The organism is Burkholderia sp. BCC1208, from assembly GCF_902833095.1.
In the GTDB taxonomy this organism is placed as follows: Bacteria; Pseudomonadota; Gammaproteobacteria; order Burkholderiales; family Burkholderiaceae; genus Burkholderia.
Genome location: NZ_CADFDY010000003.1, coordinates 441,508 through 461,564 on the forward strand (window position 1 = coordinate 441,508; position 20,057 = coordinate 461,564).

General features: G+C 67.1%; 19 protein-coding genes. 7 read left to right on the plus strand and 12 right to left on the minus strand.

Annotated features, from left to right (window positions below):
- Positions 1-17: 17 nt before the first annotated feature.
- On the minus strand, positions 18-1,415 hold the full coding sequence (locus tag HWX09_RS09575; RefSeq protein ID WP_027786378.1) for an aspartate aminotransferase family protein: 1,398 nt from the start codon (positions 1,413-1,415) through the stop codon (positions 18-20).
- Between the two features lie 50 nt (positions 1,416-1,465).
- Positions 1,466-2,854: an APC family permease gene (locus tag HWX09_RS09580; protein ID WP_027786377.1), complete on the minus strand. Its 1,389-nt coding sequence runs from the start codon at positions 2,852-2,854 to the stop codon at positions 1,466-1,468.
- A 251-nt stretch (positions 2,855-3,105) separates the two neighbouring features.
- Here HWX09_RS09580 and HWX09_RS09585 point away from each other — a divergent pair, with 251 nt between their 5' ends.
- The gene (locus tag HWX09_RS09585; RefSeq protein WP_027786376.1) at positions 3,106-4,200 is read left to right on the plus strand and encodes an AraC family transcriptional regulator; all 1,095 of its coding nucleotides are present in this window, start codon (positions 3,106-3,108) and stop codon (positions 4,198-4,200) included.
- 482 nt (positions 4,201-4,682) lie between these two features.
- Here HWX09_RS09585 and HWX09_RS33830 read toward each other — a convergent pair whose 3' ends face one another.
- A complete protein-coding gene (locus HWX09_RS33830) occupies positions 4,683-4,814 on the minus strand; it encodes a hypothetical protein (protein ID WP_256980740.1) in 132 nt (43 codons plus the stop codon).
- A 49-nt stretch (positions 4,815-4,863) separates the two neighbouring features.
- Here HWX09_RS33830 and HWX09_RS09595 point away from each other — a divergent pair, with 49 nt between their 5' ends.
- Genes HWX09_RS09595 through HWX09_RS09610 form a run of 4 tightly spaced genes read left to right on the plus strand, consistent with a single transcriptional unit; the run spans position 4,864 to position 8,324 of the window.
- Positions 4,864-5,580: an ABC transporter permease gene (locus HWX09_RS09595; RefSeq protein ID WP_027786374.1), complete on the plus strand. Its 717-nt coding sequence runs from the start codon at positions 4,864-4,866 to the stop codon at positions 5,578-5,580.
- On the plus strand, positions 5,577-6,488 hold the full coding sequence (locus tag HWX09_RS09600; protein ID WP_027786373.1) for a glycine betaine ABC transporter substrate-binding protein: 912 nt from the start codon (positions 5,577-5,579) through the stop codon (positions 6,486-6,488). The genes HWX09_RS09595 and HWX09_RS09600 overlap by 4 nt, the downstream gene beginning before the upstream one ends.
- 10 nt (positions 6,489-6,498) lie before the next feature.
- On the plus strand, positions 6,499-7,152 hold the full coding sequence (locus tag HWX09_RS09605; protein ID WP_027786372.1) for an ABC transporter permease: 654 nt from the start codon (positions 6,499-6,501) through the stop codon (positions 7,150-7,152).
- Entirely contained in the window at positions 7,149-8,324 is a 1,176-nt protein-coding gene (locus HWX09_RS09610; RefSeq protein WP_027786371.1) for an ABC transporter ATP-binding protein, read from the plus strand. The genes HWX09_RS09605 and HWX09_RS09610 overlap by 4 nt, the downstream gene beginning before the upstream one ends.
- A gap of 338 nt (positions 8,325-8,662) precedes the next feature.
- Here HWX09_RS09610 and HWX09_RS09615 read toward each other — a convergent pair whose 3' ends face one another.
- Positions 8,663-9,040: a hypothetical protein gene (locus HWX09_RS09615; protein ID WP_027786369.1), complete on the minus strand. Its 378-nt coding sequence runs from the start codon at positions 9,038-9,040 to the stop codon at positions 8,663-8,665.
- A 286-nt stretch (positions 9,041-9,326) separates the two neighbouring features.
- On the opposite strand from HWX09_RS09615, the gene HWX09_RS09620 reads away from it, so the two are divergent.
- A complete protein-coding gene (locus HWX09_RS09620) occupies positions 9,327-10,304 on the plus strand; it encodes a helix-turn-helix domain-containing GNAT family N-acetyltransferase (RefSeq protein WP_027786368.1) in 978 nt (325 codons plus the stop codon).
- Positions 10,305-10,451: 147 nt separating this feature from the next.
- Here the strand turns inward: HWX09_RS09620 and HWX09_RS09625 are convergent, their stop codons facing one another.
- From HWX09_RS09625 to HWX09_RS09660, 8 genes are all read right to left on the minus strand, one after another.
- Positions 10,452-11,669 (minus strand): porin, encoded by a 1,218-nt coding sequence (locus tag HWX09_RS09625; RefSeq protein WP_027786367.1) that lies wholly within the window; start codon positions 11,667-11,669, stop codon positions 10,452-10,454.
- Positions 11,670-11,732: 63 nt separating this feature from the next.
- Complete coding sequence (locus tag HWX09_RS09630) at positions 11,733-13,535, minus strand: tannase/feruloyl esterase family alpha/beta hydrolase (protein WP_027786366.1); 1,803 nt, start codon at positions 13,533-13,535, stop codon at positions 11,733-11,735.
- 226 nt (positions 13,536-13,761) lie between these two features.
- On the minus strand, positions 13,762-14,469 hold the full coding sequence (locus tag HWX09_RS09635; RefSeq protein WP_027786365.1) for a substrate-binding domain-containing protein: 708 nt from the start codon (positions 14,467-14,469) through the stop codon (positions 13,762-13,764).
- Positions 14,470-14,483: 14 nt separating this feature from the next.
- Complete coding sequence (ligK, locus tag HWX09_RS09640) at positions 14,484-15,167, minus strand: 4-carboxy-4-hydroxy-2-oxoadipate aldolase/oxaloacetate decarboxylase (RefSeq protein ID WP_027786364.1); 684 nt, start codon at positions 15,165-15,167, stop codon at positions 14,484-14,486.
- Positions 15,168-15,169: 2 nt separating this feature from the next.
- Entirely contained in the window at positions 15,170-16,195 is a 1,026-nt protein-coding gene (locus HWX09_RS09645; protein ID WP_027786363.1) for an amidohydrolase family protein, read from the minus strand.
- A gap of 68 nt (positions 16,196-16,263) precedes the next feature.
- Positions 16,264-17,613 carry an aromatic acid/H+ symport family MFS transporter gene (locus tag HWX09_RS09650; protein ID WP_027786362.1) on the minus strand — a complete coding sequence of 450 codons (1,350 nt, stop codon included), beginning with the start codon at positions 17,611-17,613 and terminating at the stop codon, positions 16,264-16,266.
- A 126-nt stretch (positions 17,614-17,739) separates the two neighbouring features.
- Positions 17,740-19,044 carry a gallate dioxygenase gene (locus tag HWX09_RS09655; RefSeq protein WP_027786361.1) on the minus strand — a complete coding sequence of 435 codons (1,305 nt, stop codon included), beginning with the start codon at positions 19,042-19,044 and terminating at the stop codon, positions 17,740-17,742.
- A 95-nt stretch (positions 19,045-19,139) separates the two neighbouring features.
- The gene (locus tag HWX09_RS09660; protein WP_027786360.1) at positions 19,140-19,694 is read right to left on the minus strand and encodes a hypothetical protein; all 555 of its coding nucleotides are present in this window, start codon (positions 19,692-19,694) and stop codon (positions 19,140-19,142) included.
- Between the two features lie 106 nt (positions 19,695-19,800).
- Here HWX09_RS09660 and HWX09_RS09665 point away from each other — a divergent pair, with 106 nt between their 5' ends.
- The gene (locus tag HWX09_RS09665) at positions 19,801-20,034 is read left to right on the plus strand and encodes a hypothetical protein (RefSeq protein ID WP_143751684.1); all 234 of its coding nucleotides are present in this window, start codon (positions 19,801-19,803) and stop codon (positions 20,032-20,034) included.
- Positions 20,035-20,057: the final 23 nt, after the last annotated feature.

A 20,057-nucleotide genomic window follows, 5' to 3' on the forward strand; every position in this document is an offset into this window, starting at 1 on the left:
AATGAAGGATGCCGCGCTCAGCGCGTCGCCCGTGCGTAGGTTTCGACGAGGATGTCGCGAATCTGCGCGACGAACCACACGATCTCGTCGCGCGACATCACGAGCGGCGGCGAGAATTGCACGATCGGCGTGCCTTCGTGATCGACGCCCGCGCGGCACAACAGCCCCGCGTCGAAGATCGCCGGCGCGAGCATCGTCGACACGAATGCCTGCGCACTGATACCGGCCGCCCAGCGGCCCGCGGCCTTGTCCGTCACAAGTTCGAGCGAGTAGTGATAGCCGTCGCCGCGCACGTCGCCGACGCACGGCAGCTCGAGCAGCCCGTCGAGCGTCCGGCGAAACACCGCTTCGTTGTCGCGAACGTTCGCGAGCACGCCTTCGCGCTCCATGATCGCGAGATTCGCGAGCGCGGCCGTGCACGCGACCGGATGGCCGCCGTAGGTCGCGCCGTGCAGGAACATCTGCTGCGGCCCGTCGAGCACGGTGTCGACGACCGCGTCGCTTGCGATCACGCCGCCGAGCGGCACGTAACCCGACGCGATGCCTTTCGCGAACGTGATGATGTCCGGCTTCAGCCCATAGCGTGCGGAGCCGAAATACTCGCCGAGCCGGCCGAAGCCGCAGATCACCTCGTCGGCCACGAGCAGCACGCCGTGCCGGTCGCAGAGGCCGCGCAGGCCAGCCGCGTAGCCGGCCGGCGGCGTCAGGCTGCCGCCCGCGTTCTGCAACGGCTCGACGACGATCGCGGCGACCGTGTCGGGCCCCTCCTGCACGATCAGCGATTCGATCTCGTCGAGCAGATGGCGCGTGAACTGCGCTTCCGTTTCGCCTGCCGGGCGGCCGTAGCGCTTCGTATTGCCGACGTGCCGCACACCCGACATCAGCGGCTCGAAATGCTTGCGGAAGTTCGTCATCCCGTTCAGCGCGAGCGCGCCGAACGACGTGCCGTGATACGCGACGCGCCGCGCGATGAACTTGCGCCGCTGCGGCTCGCCGCGCGACTGGTGATACTGGCGCACCAGCTTGATCGCCGATTCGTTCGACTCGGAACCGCTCGACGTGAAGAACACGCGGTTCAGTCCTTCCGGCGCGAGCGCCGCGAGCCGGTGCGCGAGCCGGATCGCCGGTTCGTGGCCGTATCCCCAGTTGGTCGCGAACGGCAGCCGCACCATCTGCTCGCGGATCGCATCGCCGATCTCCGCGCCGTGGCTGTAGCCGACCTGCACGCAGTACAGCCCGGCCAGCCCGTCGAAATAGCGCTTGCCGCTGCGGTCGACGAGCCAGCAGCCTTCGCCGCGGTCGAACACAGTCAGCGCGTTCTCGCGGTATGCATCGGCATGCGTGAAGTGCATCAGCAGATGGCGCTTGCCGAGCGCCTGCAGGTCCGCATCGAGATTGACGTCAACGGCGTTCATGGATCACTCCTCCTTCAGGGTTTCAAAACCGGCATCGCGCAGCCGGTCATTCAGTTCATCGACAACGTCGGCGCCGGGCGCGTGAAGCCGCGCGTGAGCCAGACGAGCTGGCAGAGCCCGAGCACGAGCCAGCCGATGCCGACGTAGAACGTCTGGCGCGACAGCCCAGACCAGAGCCACACGTTCATCGCGAAGCCGATCGCCGGCATCAGGCCGTATGCGATCCAGCCCGCGGCATGGCGATGCTCGGGCCGGCCCAGATAGCTGCGCATCACGCACAGATTCACGATCGCGAACGCGACGAGCGCGCCGAAGCTGATCATCGTCGACGCGAGATCGAGCGTGATGAACAGCGCGGACAGCGATACGACGCCGACCGCGAGCGTCGCTCGCACCGGCGTGCGCAGCCGCGCATGCAGATGACCGAACACGCATTCGGGCAGCACGCGGTCGCGACCCATCGCGAACAGCACGCGCGTCACGCTCGCCTGGCCGGCCATCGCGCTCGCGAAGCAGCCGGCCACGTACACCGCGACGAAGAACGCCGACAGCGTGCGGCCGCCGACCCGCCGCATCAGTTCGAGGCTGGCCGAATCGAGATCCTTGAACGCGTGCCAGTCGGGAAACACCCGTTGACCGACATACGCGATCAGCATGAACAGCAGGCCGCTCGCGAGCGTGCAGAGCAGAATCGCGCGCGGCACCGTGCGCCGCGGCTCGCGCGTTTCCTCCGACAGCGTGGTGACCGCATCGAAGCCGAGAAACGACAGGCACAGAATCGCGGAGCCGGCGAAGATCGCGCCCGCGTCGCCGGACGACGGCAACGCGACGGCCATCGACAGTCCTTCGCCGGCCGCGACGTACGTCGACGCGATGACGAAGACCGCGATAAACACGAGCTGGCTCGCGATCAGGATCAGGTTCACGCGATTGACGAGCCGGATGCCGACGAGGTTCAGCCCGGTGATCAGCGCGATGCTGCCGACGATCCACACGCCGGCCGGCACCGTCGGAAAGATCTGCTTCATGTAGATGCCGATCGCGAGGTAGCTGATCATCGGAATGAACAGGTAGTCCATCAGCAATGCCCAGCCGACCATGAAGCCGGCCGACGTGCCGAAGTTGCGGCTCGCGAACGTATAGGCCGACCCGGCGCTCGGCATCAGCCGTGCCATGTGCCCGTAGCTGCGTGCGGTAAACAGCATCGCGATCAACGTGACCGCATACGCGGCCGTCAGATGTCCGTTCGTCTCGCTCGTGACGAGGCCGTAGGTCGTGAACACCGTCATCGGCAGCATGTACGCGAGCCCGAAGATCACCAGCGTCGAGAGTCCGAGCAGGTGCGGCTTGCCGGCGTCCGTGTGGCCGCGCTCCACGTGCGCCCCGAACTCGTGCGTCGCGGCGACTGATACGGTTCGACCTGGCCTGTCGTTGTCCATGCTGTCCTCACGTGGGTGGCGTCCATGACTTCAACACGCGTGCGTCCGGCGCTGCCGGCGGGGCACGACTCGAGGAAAGTGTGGTGCGTCAAAAAATCGACGACGAATGAGAAAAGCGGACGTAATCGAGGGATATTTACGGACAGGTGGTCGCGCATCGTGCCATTTCACCTTGCATGCTGCTGTGCCGCACTGGCGTTTTGCGGACAATCCGGCTATGTTCGGTGCGACTCCGTCACCCCGTCGGCACCATGAGCAGCCGTTCCCAACGAAACCAGAGCCGGGCCGAGCGCAGCCTGCGTTCGGCGCTCGGCCTCGCGCGCCCGGCCGGGCGTCAGCAGGATATTCCCGCCACGGTCCATGCGATCGCGGTCGCGCTGGACGAGTGCCGCGTGCGGCACATCGACGGCGCCGCGCTGCTCGAAGGCACGGGGCTCGGCGCGGACGAAGTCGCGTCGCCGAACCTGCACGTGAATCGCGGCCAGGAGCAACGCTGCTTCCGCAACCTGCTGCGCTGCAGCGGCGTGCCGTCGATCGGGCTGTCGATCGGCGCGCGGCTGCATGTGTCGACGCTCGGCCTGGCCGGCTACGCGATGCTGATCAGCGGCTCCGTGATACAGGCGTTCCGCTGCATGGGCCAGTTTCCGCTGTTCATGGGGCTGTATTTCGACGTGCGGGTCGACGCGCACGCAGGCGGCATGAGCGTGACGATTGGCCGCTACAACGGCGAGCCCGATCTCGCCGTGTTCCAGGCCGACATGTGCCTGGCGAGCCTGCGCCTGATCGTGTCCGATCTCGTCGGCAAACCGGTATGGCCCGAGCAGGTTCGGCTCGCGCGCCCCACGCCGCTCAACGCGGCCGACTACGCGCGCCACTTCGGCTGCCCGGTCGTCTTCGATGCGGACGACAACCGGCTCGTGTTCACGTCGGTGAACGGCATGGAAGCGCCGCGTCTCGCAAACGAAGTCAGCTTCAATGCATTGCACGGCCAGTGCGAGGTGCTCGAACGGCAGTGGGCCGCATCGGTCGGCACGCGCTTCGCCGATCGCGCGAAGGAACTGATGGCGCGCGACCTCGCGCGCTTCAAGTCGATGACGGCGCTCGCCGACGCGCTCCACCTGACCGAACGCACGCTGCGCAGGCGGCTCGACAAGGACGGCATCACGTTCCAGTCGTTGCTCGACGACGTGCGTCGCGACGAAGCCGTGCGCTTGCTCGACGATCACGCGTTGACCGTCGCCGCGATCGCCGAGCGGCTCGGCTACAGCGAGCCGCGCAGCTTCCGTCATGCGTACCGGCGCTGGACCGGCAAGACGCCGCGCGCCGAGTCGGACGTCGACGCGTGAATCCGACGCACGGTATTCGGCGATCACGCGCGTCGCGGAAATCGACGTCGACCAATATCATCCGGCACACGACGTACGCGAGCGGACCGCGAGGACGATCGTGCGGCTGCCCACCGACATGAGCGGAACGAGCATGTCGCGACCGCGTCTTGACCCACTGATTCGGTCTTCGAATCAATTTTCACGCACCTCGCTCTTCGCTGTCGCGCGGCCGGGGACGCATCGCCGCGATCGTCCCCCACGGTAGACGCGATTAATCGATTGCTCTATACTCGCGTCAACTTCATCACAAAACGCATGATCTCGTGCGCAACGTGATGTCATTTCGCACTTCGTTGCGCATGCATCCGTTTCGCCACGTCAAAGGGGCCACCGGCCCCAGCGGTCGGCGTCAAGCCGCCCGCATCCATGCCGTCCTCACGGGACGGTGCCCTGCTCGAACGCGCCTCGCCGTTACGGCGCCGCCGGGCTGAACCTGACAATCAGACGAACGCGTCGTCGCGTTCACCCGACCGCCAGCCGCACCTCGGTGCAGCCGGCAGCACTGTTTCCGTCAGTTCAATCGCGGCCATGCCGGGATCACGAACTTCCATCGCGACGCCATTCGGCGTCATCGCGGCGTGCGCCTGCGCGCGTCGCACCGAATCGAGGAGGCGTATCTTCATGACTCGACGCACTGTCCAGCTGGTGGGCAGCCTGATGGCAATCATCGCAGTGGGATGGGCATTGGCGCGCGGCATCGGCGCCGAAACGTTCCATCAGCGCTCGGACGATCTCGCCTACTACGCAGGCCAGCACATGCTGCTGGTCGTCTATTCGATGACACTGGCCATCGCCGTGGGCGTGCCGGCCGGCGTGCTGCTGAGCCGGCCGCGATTCCAGCATCAAGCCGAGCGCTTCATGCAGATCTTCATCATCGGCAACACGATCCCCTCGCTCGCCGTGCTGGCCATCGCACTCGGCATCTTCGGCATCGGCAACGTGCCCGCGATCGTCGCGCTGTTCCTCGCGTCGCTCCTGCCCATCACTCGCAATGCGTACGAAGGCATGAAGAACGTGCCGGCCGCGCTGCGCGAAGCCGCCAAGGGCATCGGCATGACCGGCTGGCAGTCGCTGGTTCGCGTGGAACTGCCCAATGCGCTGCCGATCATCGTCGGCGGCGTGCGCACCGCGCTCGCGATCAACGTCGGGACGGCGCCGCTCGCGTACCTGATCGGCGCGGACAGTCTCGGCTCGCTGATCTTCCCCGGCATCTACCTCGACAACCAGCCGGTGCTGCTGCTCGGCGCGTCGCTCACCGCGATCCTCGCACTGGCGCTGGACGGCGTCGTCGCGGCCGGCAGCCGTCACTGGCTCGCACGCCACGGAGGTGCCGCATGATGCTTCGACGCATTCTTCGATCGCTCGCACGCCTGGGCGTCGCCGGCGCGCTGTGCGTCGCAGCCGGCACGCCGGCCTTCGCCGCGAAGCTCGTGCTGGGCGCGAAGAACTTCACCGAGCAATACGTGCTGGCGGAACTCACGTCGCAATACCTGCGCTCGCGCGGCTATGACGTCGAAGTCCGCGCCGGCCTCGGCAGTACGCTCGCACGCAGCGCACTGGAGAACGGCCAGTTCGACCTGATGTGGGATTACACGGGCACTGCGGCCCTCGTCTACAACAAGATCCAGGACAAGCTGTCGCCCGAGGAAATGTACCGGCGCGTCAAGGCGCTCGACGTGCCGCGCGGGCTCGTGTGGCTCGACGCGTCGCCGCTCAACGACACCTACGCGATCGGCCTGCCGAGCCAGCTCGCGCAGGCCACCGGCATCCGGACGGTGTCGCAGCTCGCCGAGCACCTGAAGAACGATCCGGCCGCGAAGCATTACGTATTCGGCATGGACGCGGAATTCGCGAACCGGCCCGACGGCCTGAAGCCGCTGCTCGCCGCGTACGGCATGCAGTTCAGCCGCGCCCAACTGAAACAGATGGATCCGGGGCTCGTCTATACGGCCCTGCACAACGACCAGTTGAAGATCGGCCTCGTCTACACGACCGACGGACGCGTGAAGGGCTTCGGCATCGTTCCGCTCGAGGACGACAGGCACTTCTTCCCGCCGTACAACGCGACGCCCGTGGTCCGCAAGGGCACGCTCGAGCGCAACCCGAAGCTCGCGACGCAGCTCAACGCGCTGTCGGCCGCGCTCGACAACGACGCGATGCAGGCGATGGCCAAGGCGGTCGATCTCGACGGCAAATCGCCGCGCGACGTCGCCGATGCATTCCTGCGCACCCATTCGCTACCTTGAAGGAGAACCGATGAACGTATTCGACTATCTCGCTTCGAGCTGGCCCGAGCTGCTGCAGCTCACGCTGCAGCACGTGTGGCTCGTCGCGATCGCCGTGGGCTGCGCGATCGTCGCCGGCGTACCGCTCGGTGTCCTGATCAATCGCCACGACTGGCTGGCGGGGCCGCTGCTCGGCCTCGCCACGCTCGTGCTCACGCTGCCGTCCATCGCGTTGTTCGGCCTGATGATCCCGTTCTTCTCGCGCTTCGGCCAGGGCATCGGCGCCGCGCCCGCGATCACGGCCGTGTTCCTCTACTCGCTGCTGCCGATCATGCGCAATACCTACCTCGCATTGCACAACGTGGATGCGGGGATCAGGGAAGCCGGCACCGGCATCGGCATGACGTCGTGGCAGCGCCTGCGCCTCGTCGAATTGCCGCTGGCGGTGCCCGTGATTCTCGCGGGCGTACGCACCGCGGTCGTGATGAACATCGGCGTGATGACGATCGCCGCCGTGATCGGCGCGGGCGGCCTCGGCACGCTGATCCTGCGTGCGATCGGGCAGAGCAGCATGATGAAACTGCTGGTGGGCGCGGTGCTCGTGAGCCTGCTCGCGATCGTCGCCGACCGGCTGCTGCAGATGCTGCAACGTGCATTGACACCGAAGGGAGTGCAGAAGACATGATCGAACTCGACAAACTGACCAAGACCTTCACGCGCAAGGACGGCCAGGCCGTGCGCGCGGTCGACTCCGTGAGCCTGTCGGTGCCCGAAGGGGAAATCTGCGTGTTCCTCGGCCCGTCGGGCTGCGGCAAGACCACCACGCTCAAGATGATCAACCGGCTCATCGCCGCGACATCGGGCCGCGTGCTCATCAACGGCGAGGATACGGCGCAGTTGAACGAAGTCGACCTGCGGCGCCACATCGGCTACGTGATCCAGCAGATCGGGCTGTTCCCGAACATGACGATCGAGGAAAACATCACCGTCGTGCCGCGCCTGCTCGGCTGGGACAAGAAGCGCTGTGCCGAACGCGCACGCGATCTGATGTCGATGGTCGCGCTCGATCCGAAGCTGTACCTGAAACGCTATCCGCGCGAGCTGTCGGGCGGCCAGCAGCAGCGCATCGGCGTGATTCGCGCGCTGGCCGCCGATCCGCCCGTGCTGCTGATGGACGAGCCGTTCGGCGCGGTCGATCCGATCAATCGCGAATCGATCCAGAACGAGTTCTTCCAGATGCAGCGGCAACTCAACAAGACCGTGATCATGGTGAGCCACGACATCGACGAAGCGATCAAGCTGGGCGATCGCATCGCCGTGTTCCGGCGCGGCCAGCTCGTTCAGTACGATCACCCCGACACGCTGCTCGCGCGCCCGCGCGACGAGTTCGTCGCGCAGTTCGTCGGCCAGGACAGCACGCTCAAGCGCCTGCTGCTCGTGAAGGCCGGCGACGCCGCCACGCAGCCCGAAACGGCGCGCGTCGATACGCCGCTCGCGCATGCGCTGGCGGTGATGGACGAAACCGACTGCCGCTACCTGACCGTGCTCGACGACGCGGGCCGGGCGCTCGGCTACGTGACGCGCCGCGCGGCACGCACCGACGGCGGCGTGTGCGGCGAACGCGTGACGCCGTACCCGGCCGGCGTCGCGGCGGACGACAACCTGCGCATCGTGCTGTCGAAGATGTACCAGTACAGCGTGTCGTGGATGCCGGTGCTCGACCCGGACGGTGCGTGGCTCGGCGAGATCACGCAGGATTCGATCGCCGCATACCTGAGCTCCGGCCGGTCGCGCCGGCAAACCGGTCAGCCGCCGGGCAGTCCGGTCGAGGTGGCGGCCGCGGTCGCCACGTCCTGAGTCGCACCCGGGCCGGTGCTGCCGGCGCTTCATCGCATCGGCTTCGGGAAGCGAATCGATGCCGCGCGTTGCCGAAAAAGAGGGGGCGTGTTTGTTCGGATCGCAAATCGAATGGAATCGAAACGGGCGGTCGGACGTCGCACGGTGCGACGCTGCTGCGCGAGCTGCGCGAGCTGCGCAAGCCGTCGGCCGCGCTACCGCGCATCGATGCGGCGTGGGTCGGGCACGACGTTCGGCTCGGCGACGGTCGGCCGACGCCGGCCGAATAGCATCGGCAAGTCGATGGCGCTCGCGCGCCGATCGGGAATCCCCATGGCGGCGTACCGAACCGGCGAGCGTCAGCGCAGCGGCGTGCGGATTTTTCCGTCGACCTTCAACGTGCGCCGGTCACGCGCGACCTCGTATTCGACCGTCTGCGCAGGCGCGACCGCGCCGTAGGATCGGCCATTCACATAGGCGACGCCGTCGCGCAACTCGACCCTGTCGCCGTTGACGGTCGCGGTGGCCCGGTCGCCCTGCAACACCGCGCCCGAACAGCCGGCGGTCGAGAAGCTGCGGACCGCCGCGCCCGGCATCGCGGCGTTCCCGCCGCCCCGATCCGCCGCGTGCGCGGCGCTGCACGGCGGCGCATCCATGGTGCCGGCCGCGTGCAGCGGCGCCGCCCCGATGCCGCCCCCCGCAAGCAACGCGATCGTCATCGGCAACAGCTTGTTCATGGTGATCTCCGTGGTGCGTGGTGCGTGGTCGTCGATCGATGATCGGTCGACGACCCTGCTCGCGGGTCGGCCCGTTCCGCCCAGTATGCGGCCACTTCTCCGCGCCCCGCCATCCGATTCGATACCGGTCGCCCCGTCCCGGTTCGTCCCCGCGCCTCGCCCGCTTGGCCGTCGCCTCCCCGAAGCACCGCCCCGAAACGACCGATCCCGCCTGAAAATCCGCGTTGCCAAAGTTGCGACCCGCAACTATTATTGATTGCGACACGCAACCTTTCGGGAGCCATCCATGGACCTCATCGATGCGCCGGCCAAGCCGCGCGACGCGACCATCCTCGAGCTGCGCGACTTCTCGCGCAAACTGGTGCGCGAGCTCGGCTTCATGCGGGCGACGCTGGCCGACAGCGACTGGGCGCCGTCGGCCGTGCACGCGATCCTCGAGATCGGGATGGCGCCCGGCATCAACGCGAAGGATCTCGGCGCCATCCTGCGGCTCGACAAATCGAACACGAGCCGGCAACTCGCGCGGCTCGAAGCGGCCGGTGTCGTGGAGCGGCGCGTGTCGAGCGAGGATGCGCGTGCGATCGAGCTGTACCTGACCGCCGAAGGCAAAAAGCTCCGGAAACGAATCGACACGTTCGCGACCGACCAGGTGTCGAATGCGCTGCGCCGCATGATTCCGGCCGATCAGCAGGCGCTGTTGCGTTCGCTCGCGCTGTACGCCGATGCGCTCGCGCAGGACAACGCGGCCAGGGTGCCCGTCGCGCCCGCCGACGCGCCGTCGATTCGCGAGGGCTACCAGCCGGGCTGCATCGGCGACATCGCGAGCCTGCATGCGCGCTTCTACGCGGAACACTGGGGTTTCGGCGCCTTCTTCGAACAGCGCGTGGCGACCGAGCTGGCCGCCTTCGCGGGCGCGCTGCCGGCCGACGGCAAGGCGCTCTGGCTGTGCCAGGAAGACGGCCGGACGCTCGCGTCGCTCGCGATCGACGGCGATCCGGCGACGGGCGTCGCGCACCTGCGCTGGTTCATCGTCAACGACGCGTTGCGCGGCTCGGGCGTCGGACGTCAGCTGATGACGCTGGCGATGCGTTTCGTCGACGATCACCGGTTTCGCGAGACCTATCTGTGGACCTTCAAGGGGCTCGACGCCGCACGCCATCTGTACGAATCGTTCGGCTTTGCGCTGACGAGCGAGTGCGCGGGTACGCATTGGGGAACCGAGGTGGTCGAGCAGCGCTTCAGCCGCCCAGGACCGGGCGGCTGATTTTCGACGAAACCTGTCATGCGGCTTCGGCGCCTGGATGTTTCGGCTGCGGAACCGGCTGCGGGTGCAGTTGAAGACCGGGCGCCGAGCGGTGCGGCGCGCCGCGCCTGCGGCAGTCCAGGCCGGCGGCACGCGCGGCGCCCCGCATCAGAACCGGTGAATGATCCCCGCACCGAATCCGAACTGGTTGCCCGTCGATGACGGTACTGTATTGAACCCGTCGCCCAGCGTCGCGGTCGCGTCGACGATGGTGCCCGCGCCGCTCGTGCCGAGCGTCTTGCCCTTCGCGTGCTGATACGCTTCGAGCAGGTACAGCCCGGTTCGCTTCGACAGCGAGTAGTACTGCGACAGGTTGAACTGATGATACTGCGCGCTATCGGCAATGCCGTTCGACTCCGTGGCACGCGTGTACGCATAGCCCGCGCCGAAATCCCAGACCGCCGACGGCTTCCAGTGCAGCACGGCGCCCGCCGTGTTGAAGATCGCCGTATTGAAGAACTTCGACGACGCCCCCGGAATGTATTCGGTGTTGGTGTACGTGGCCGTCGCGTCCCAGGCATCGCTGAACCGGTAGCCGAGTCCCACCGCGAACCGCTGCTGCGCCTTCGCGGTCTGGTAGCCGTTCGTGACCGCCGATACGCCGATCTGCGCGCCGCCGTTCGACGTGGTCGAATTCGCGCCCCATGCACCGCCGGCCGTATTCGAGTTGTTCACGCGCTCGAACGCAACACCGATACCGAGCGGGCCGGCCGCATACTGGATGCCGGTCGCCCACGTCGAACCCGCGTTCGTGCTGCCGGCCACGCCGCCGAGCGAATAGGAACCGCTCAGCGTCACGCCGTACCATTTCGGCGACGTGTACTCGATCGTATTGTTCGCGCGGTAAATGGTGTCGAGCCCGTCGACGTCGCCCGGATGCGCACCGTAGTAGCCGGTGATCCACGTGGTCGGGCTGAACGGCGACATCGTCTGGTAGTACGACGCATATTGCCGGCCCGCGGTCAGCGTGCCGTAGCTTGCATTCGTCAACCCGACCCATGCCTGCCGCCCGAACATCGCATCGGTGTACTGCGCGGCACCCGTTGCCGAATTGAAGCCCGATTCGAGCGTGAAAATCGCCTTCGTGCCACCGCCGAGATCTTCGCTACCCTTCAGCCCGAAACGGCTGCCGGCCCAGACGCCCTGGTTCATCCTGACGACCGACTTGCCGCCGCCCGTCGAGCCGACCGTCGTCGCGTTGCTCTGGTAGCCGATACCGTTGTCGACGATCCCGTACAGCGTGACGCTGCTCTGCGCGAACGCCGGTGCGACCACCGCCATCGCAACGCCGGACGTCAGCGCTACCCGCCATGCCTGCTTTTTCATCGATTCGTCTCCTTCCTTGTCTGGTTCAGTCAGTGAGTTGTTGTGATGCCGGCCTGCCGTCCGTCAGGGACGATACGCATGCCAGCCGTTGCCGTCCGTACAGACGAGCTGCGAACCCTTGGCCTGGCATTGCGCCTCGTAGCCCGGCGCATACAGCCATTCGCCGGCCCAATGCAGGTCGACATACGGGTCGGCCTTCGGCGTGTCGGCAACGAAATTGGCCGCGTCGTCGGTGCTGCCGCTGCCCGTGTAGCGCGCGGCGGCCGGGTACGGAAACACCGGGCGCGTACGCGTCGTGTTGCCGTTCGCATCGACGATGGATGCGACGATCCGGCCGGGCGTCGCGCCCGTTTCGGTCCATGCCATCAGCGGCGTGAGGACGTCGAACACGTTCGGCCCCTGCCCGCCACCGCAGTGCGCGACACCCGGGAACAGGTAGAAGCGCGCGAAGCGATCGACCTGCGCATCGCCCATGTAGTGCTTCATCGCTTCGTAGTACTCGATGCTCGAACGCGGCGAGATGTGCTGATCCTCCAGGCCGTGCCACAGCAGCAGCTTGCCGCCGCGGCCGGCGAAGCGGCCGAGGTCCGGATCGGTTGCGGCCAGGTAGTTCGACACCGGCACAGTCTTCACGAACGCGTCGAGCGTGAACTTCAGGTCGCCGATCGTCGCGGACGGATACGACGCGTTGTAGTAGTCGAGATAGCGCAGGAACGGCAGCACGAAGCTGATCGTGCCGCTCGGGGCCGTGGCGGTTGCCGGCACGAACAGGCTCCAGTTCAGCTCTGAGCCCCATTCGCGCGACACGAGCGGTTCGAGACGCGTGCCGTTCGCCGCGGTCGCGCCGTCGTGAATCCGGCGCACGACGTCGGCTTCCTGCGGCGTCAGGCACGTCGCGGTCGATTGCCCGGCCGCGCACACCAGCGTCGCGGGATCGAACCGGCAGGCGCGCGGGTTGTCGATCACGCCGTCAACCACGCCATCGAGCCCGTCGCACGCCTTCAGCACCGCGGCATGCAGCATCGGCAGCTTGCCGGCGAGCAGGATCGCGTTGCCTGTCTTCGGATCCGTGTTGACCGCGGCCGGCCATGCGTGATGGAACGTGTTCTGCACGATCAGGTCGTTCGCGGGCGCGCCGGCCGCGATGCCGTCGAAATCGTCGGGGAAGCGCTGCGCTTCCATCAGCGCTTCGCGGCCGCCGTCCGAGCAGCCGTCGAAATACGCATGGCGCACGGGCCGCGCATAGAACTTGCCGATGATCGCCTTGGCCACCTGCGCGGTGGCATGCTCGGCGCGATACGCGAAGTCGAGCTTCGCCTTCGGGTCGAGCGCCCACGAGCCGTCGTTGCCGCCTTCATGGCCCATGTCGGTCGCGGCCATCGCGATCGTCCCGTTGGTCACCGGCACGCAAGTGGACGCCATCGGCGCATTGACCGACAGGTTGCCGCATAGTCCGCCGCAGCCCGTCTGCAGGTAGCGTTGCGTCCAGCCCTGCGTCGGCAGTTGCAGTTCGAACAGCGACGCGCCCGGACCGATCGTGCCTTTCACGTCGCACATGGGCGCTGGCAGCGTGTTGTTGCCGACGACCGTGCCGGCGGGCAGCAGCACCGCCGACGTGATCGTGACGATGCCGTCGGTCACGCCGCTCAGGTCGAGCGCCGCGACGGCAGGGCACGACATCGCGGGCATCACCGCCGGAAGATTCGCGAGGCCGCCGGCGGCGCTTGCCGCGTTCGGCCAGCCGGCCAATGCCGTACACAACCCCATCATGCCGATCACCAGTATCCGGACCAGCGCATCGCGCCGGACGCCCGCCGCGCGATGCCATACGCGCACGCTCCACCCTGCCCTGCCGTTCGTCTGCATTTTTGTCTCCTGTCGTTCTGTTTGGCATGCCGCGTCGCTTTCGACAGACGATGCGGCGACGTCACGAAAATCCTGCGATACATCCGGCGAACCGAATCGGTACGGCATGCGCCGATTCATCAGCATAACTAAGCTCACTGACAGACCGCATTGCGAAGAATGCCGAATCCCATCCGATCCGTTTATCGATTCCGATGCGGCGCTGCGATTGCGCCGCACTCCGGCCCTACGCCGGCTCCATCCCGCATTCACGCTTCACGCGATCGGCCTGCGGCGACGCCAGATACGCGAGAAACGCCGCGGCGGCAGCACGATCGTGCGCCGTCTGGCACACCGCGGCGGTGAACACCGTGACGGCCTGAACCGCCTCAGGCAGCACATCGACGACTTCGATGCCCGGCACATGCATCAGTTCGCTCAACTGCTGAAAGCCGAGATCGACCTCGCCGGAGGCGATCAGCGTACCGACCGGCACGCCAGGCGGCGCCTGGACGACACGCGGCGCGATCATGTCCGCGATGCCCCAGTACGCGAACAGGCGATGCAGGTGCGTACCGCTCGGCCCCGTCGAATAGCCGATCCGCCCTGCCTGCAGGATCGCGTCGCGAAGACCGGTTTCGGTGGCGATGTCCGGCCGCGCCGCGCCCGCCGCCACCGCGACCGCCATACCCGAGCACGCGAGCGCCACGCGGCTGCCCGCATCGACACGGCCATCGGCCACGAGCCGCTCGATCGCATCCGACGCGAGCACCACGAAATCGAACGGCTCGCCGGCCTGCACACGCCGCGCCGCGTCGACACCGCCGACTGACGTGACCGATACCCGGCATCCCGTTTCGTCCGCATACGCAACTGCCAGTCGCGCGAGCACCGGCCGCGTCGCCATCGACGAAATTCCGGTGACGGCAGCCGCCGCCTGGAGGGTCTGCACCATCGTCGCCACCCGCATCAGTCGACGTAGCGCAGGCCGGCCTGGCGCAGCGGCTCGCGCATGTCGTACATGTCGAGGCCGAGCACGCCGGACGCGAGCTTCGCGCGCTTCGCCGCTTCGTTCGTCTCGCGCGCGATCGCCTTGTCGAGCACGTCGGCGGCACGCGCCGCAGGCACCGCGACCACGCCATCGTCGTCCGCGACGATCACGTCGCCGGGATTGACGAGCGCGCCCGCGCACACGACCGGCACGTTCACCGAGCCGAGCGTGGCCTTGATCGTGCCTTTCGCGGAGATCGCCTTGCTCCAGACCGGAAACTGCATCGCTTCGAGCACCGCGACGTCGCGCACGCCGGCATCGATGATCAGCGCGTGCGCGCCGCGTGCCTTGAAGCTCGTCGCGAGCAGATCGCCGAAATAGCCGTCGGTGCAGTCCGCCGTGATCGCCGCGACGACCACGTCGCCCGGCCGGATCTGCTCGGCCGCGACGTGCATCATCCAGTTGTCGCCCGGATGCAGCAGCACGGTGACGGCCGTGCCGGACGCCAGCGCACGCGGATAGATCGGCCGCATGTACGGCTTGAGCAGGCCCGTGCGGCCCATCGCCTCGTGCACCGTCGCCGAGCCGAGCGCACCGAGCCGCGCCGCGACGCCCGGGTCCGCACGGTGGATCGTGCGGTAAACCACGCCGAGTTCATTCATGATCAAAGCCCCTTCGCTTTCAGTTGCGCATCCAGACGCGGATACACGCGTCGCGCATTGCCTTCGTAGATCTTGTGCCGCGCCTGCGCATCGAGCGACGACGCTTCGATATAGCGCTTCGTGTCGTCGTAGTAATGGCCGGTCTCGGGATCGATCCCGCGCACCGCGCCGATCATCTCGCTCGCGAACAGGATGTTGTCCACCGGAATCACGCCGGTCAGCAAGTCGATGCCGGGCTGGTGATACACGCACGTATCGAAGAACACGTTGTTCAGCAGGTGATCCTTCAGCAGCGGCTTCTTCAGTTCCTGCGCCAGCCCGCGAAAACGTCCCCAGTGATACGGCACCGCGCCGCCGCCATGCGGAATCACGAAGCGCAGCGTCGGGAAATCGCGGAACAGGTCGGAGGTCAGGCACTGCATGAAGGCCGTCGTATCGGCGTTCAAGTAGTGCGCGCCCGTCGTGTGGAAGCACGCGTTGCAGCTCGTGCTTACGTGGATCATCGCGGGAATGTCGTACTCGACCATCTTCTCGTAGATCGGGTACCAGTAGCGGTCCGACAGCGGCGGACTGGTCCAGTGGCCGCCGGACGGATCGGGGTTCAGGTTGAGCGCGACATTGCCGTATTCCTCGACGCAGCGGACGAGCTCCGGAATGCAGGTCGCGACATCGACGCCCGGGCTCTGCGGCAGCATCGCGGCCGGCACGAAATGGTCGGGAAACAGCCGCTGCACGCGATGGCAGAGTTCGTTGCAGACGGCCGCCCACGTGCTCGACACCGCGAAATCGCCGATGTGATGCGCCATGAAGCTCGCGCGCGGGCTGAAGATCGTCAGGTCGAGGCCGCGCTCGCGCATCAGCCGAAGCTGGTTGAGCTCGATCGATTCGCGCAGCTCGTCGTCGCCGATGTTCAGCTCGGCAACCTTCGGCCGCTCCGACGGGCTGTCGATCGCCGCGACCTGGCGATTGCGCCAGGCCTCCAGCGCCTTCGGCGCGGTCGTGTAGTGGCCGTGAATATCGATGATCATGCATGCTCCTGCGTGTAATGACGTGTCCGGCCGCCTGTCGACAGCCGCGCTCCGTCGGCGCGGCCGCGTCAGTGCGCCGGGTTTTCCAGTTCCTGCGGTTCGGGCGCGCTCGCGCGCTGCGACGTCATGATCGCGATCGCGGCCAACGTGGCCGGCACCGCGAGCATCGACAGGATCGCGCCGAACTTCCAGCCCAGCCCGAGCAGCGCGCCGCCGATCGCCGAGCCGAAGATGCTGCCGAAGCGCCCCATCCCGAGCATCCAGCTCACGCCAGTCGCCCGTGCGACGGTCGGGTAGCGGCCCGGCGCATACGCGTTCAGCCCCGTCTGCGCGCCGCTCATGCAGAAGCCGGCCGCGAACACCAGCAGCGCGAGCGACGACGACAGCGCACCGGCCCAGGCGAGCACGGCCACGCACAGCCCGCCGCCCAGATACGCGACGCCGATCACCGGCGCCGGCCGCACCTTGTCCATCAGCCAGCCGACACCGAGCGCGCCGATCGTGCCGCCGATCTGGAACATCGCGGTCACGTTCGCGGCCGTGCTGACGGACAGGCCCGCGTCCTTGATCAGCGTCGGCAGCCAGCCCGTCAGCAGGTAGATCACGAGCAGGCCCATGAAATACGTGATCCACAGCGACACGGTGACGAACCCGTAGCCTTGCGAGAACAGCACGCCGATCGGCTTGCGCGTCGGCAGCGGGGGCTCGTTCGACACGAACGTCTCGTTGCCGCTGAACTGCCCGCCGCATACGCGGTTCAGCAACGCGGCGATGCGCTGCGACGGCGCGCCGCGCACGGCCAGCAGCCGTGCCGATTCGGGCAGCAGCCACAGCTGCAGCGGAATCAGCAGCAGCGGCAGCACGCCGCCGAACAGCAGCACCGAGCGCCAGCCGTGCTCCGGAATCAGCCAGCCGGCGACGAAGCCGATCAGCGCCGAGCCGAGGTTGAAGCCCGTGAACATCACGGTGATCATCCGCGCGCGCATCCGCTTCGGCGCGTACTCCGACAGCAGCGTCGTCGTGTTCGGCATCGCCGCGCCGAGGCCGATGCCCGTCAGCAGCCGCAGCATCGCCATCTCGAACGGCGAGTGCGCCTGTGCGGTCACGATCGTGAACACCCCGAACAGGAACACCGACGCGATCAGCACACGCTTGCGCCCGAACCGGTCCGCGCTCGGGCCCGCCACCAGTGCGCCGATCACGAGGCCGATCGGCGCCGCGCTCATCACGAGGCCGAACTGGGGCCGCGAGATCGCCCAGTCATGGATGATCGACGGCGCAACGAAGCCCATGATCGCAACGTCCATCCCGTCGGCGATCACGACGAGGCAGCACAGCACGACCAGCAGCCACTGATAGCGCGTCACCGGCCGGTCGTCGATGAACGACTTGATGTCGATTGTCTTTCCGCTTCCCATCATGTCTCTCCTGTCTCCTTGACGACGATCCTTCATATCGATTCGTCATCCTATTTATATGCGTCGATATCTCGCTGAACTGGCCTGCATGATCGCGCGCGATGCGATGCGCGCGATCGTCGTCCGTCAAGCGTTTTCCTGCTTCTCCGCGCCATCCCAGCCGAGCGGCCCCGCGCTCTTGCCCGCGACGGAATACAGCGCGCCGGGCGCGTTTCTCGTCCGCTGGAAATCCTCCAGCGATTCGCCGCGCATCGCCGCGTAGATATGCAGGTTCGATACGCCCGTTACCGCGCCGAGCTTTTCGAGCAGGAAGAAGATCACGCCGTAGCGCAGCAGCCCCGGCCAGTCGCGCCGGCGGATCAGGTCGCGCTCCTGCGCACTGAGGCCGGCCGCGTCGAAGCTCGCCTCTGGATCGCTCAGGAACTGCGCACGATGCGCGGGTTCGATCATCCGGTGCAGATAGTCGTTGATCCGGTATGCGTCGACGGCCTTCGCGATCGTGAACGGATAGGTTCCCGGCAACTGCTCGACGCCGGCGAGCTCGGCCGCGATCCGCTGCCGGTGCCGTTCGGCCGCCGCCGTGTCGATGTCGGTGTCCGCCGGCTCGTAGACGGCCGTCGCGATGCCCGTCATCGATGGCAGGTAATAGCCGCGATGCCGGCATACCACGCCGGCCGGCAACGCGCCGCGCATCGTGAGCCACATCACCACCTCGGCCCCCTCGTAACCGCCGAGCGTCGCGTATTCGGCGAGCGGCATGCCGGCAAGGCGTTCGGGATCGCGTTCGAGCAGATCGAGAAAGCGTGCGTCCCATTCGGGGTTATTGAAGCCCGAGCGCTCGCCATGTACCTGGTGCGACAGCCCGCCGGTCGCGACGATCGCGACGCGCAAATCTTCCGGATAGCTTTCGATCGCGCGCCGCAGCGCCTGCCCGAGCCGGTAGAAGCGGCGTGCAGACGGCACCGGCAACTGCAGCACACCCATCTGCAGCGGCACGAGCCGCACCGGCCAGTCGGGCCGGTGCGGGCACAGCACCGACAGCGGCGAGAAGCAGCCGTGATCGAGCGGCTTGTTCTGGAAGAACGACATGTCGAACTCGTCGGCCATCAGCGACTGGCCGACATGCGCGGCAAACGCCGGATGGCCGGCGATCGGCGGCAGGTCGCGCACGCCACCGCCTTCGTCGGCCGGGCGCCACTGCGGCCCGACGCCGAGCGCGAACGCCGAGTAGTGGTCGAAGAAGAACGACGTCACATGGTCGTTGTAGATGAACAGCAGCACATCGGGGCGCTTGTCGGCGAGCCACGCGGCCAGCGGCGCGAAGTTCTCGAAGATCGGTGCCCATACCGGATCGTCGCGCTTGTTCTTGTCGAACGCGAACCCGATCGTGGGCGTGTGGGAGGCCGCGATGCCTCCGATAATCCGTGCCATGCCAGTGCTCCTTCGTGATGCTCGAATGCGGTCCGGCCCACCCGGCCGGCCGCGACAGATTGAATGCGTGCCGCGCCCGCTGCCTCCGCGGCTGCCTACGCGCGGCCGTTCGGCTGCTGCGCGAGGCTGCGCTTGACGACCAGCGCGAGCGGGACGGCAAACACAAAGTGCGACATGAACCCGCCGATGATCACGTTCGGGTCGAAGTAGTTCGGATGGTTGCTCGACGCGATCATGATCAGCGCGTGCATCACGATCCACGCGACGATCGCGAAGAACAGCGCGACGAACGTCGCTTCGAAACCGCGCCGGCGGAACCACGGCCAGATCGCAGCGAACACGATGCCCCATGCGATCGCGAACGCAAAGTGAATCGCGGTGCCGATGAAGTACGACCCGATGCCGAGCGCGTCCTGCACGGCCTTGCCGAACACGAGCCCCGTCGCGTTGCGCGGGATGCCGGCAAGCGGCATCAGGTGCTGCGCGCCGACCCACACGAGTGCCTCGTAGACCCAGATCAGCACCGCGCCCGTCAGGCCGCCGCGAATGCCCGCGCGCACCGTGGCCGCAACGGCGGCACGACCCGGCGATGCGTCAGCCTGCGTGCCGCCCACCGGTTTGCCGGCTCCCAACGTATGCTGCCGTCCCATTGCGCTGCCTCGCTCGTCAAATGGGCACCGCGCTCGGCGGAACGCCCGGGGGTAATCGGACAAACAATGAATCAGATGGCGGCCCGACACGCCGGAAACTGCGTCGATGCGGCTGCCGGGATCGAAATTACGCAAGGGGCCGCCGGACCCAGTAGCCAGGGAAAACCCTGAAATTCCGTCGAAATGGCCGGACCTTCAAGCATTCCGGAACAACGCCATTCACCTGACGGATGGCCTGGAAGCCCGCCGGATATGGCGCTCGCGCCCGGCCGCACGCCGCTCCGCGAGCGTCATCGTCGGTCCTGACGAATCGAACCCGATAAATAAAACAGATAGCTGAATAAGCACGACGCAAGCTGCGGC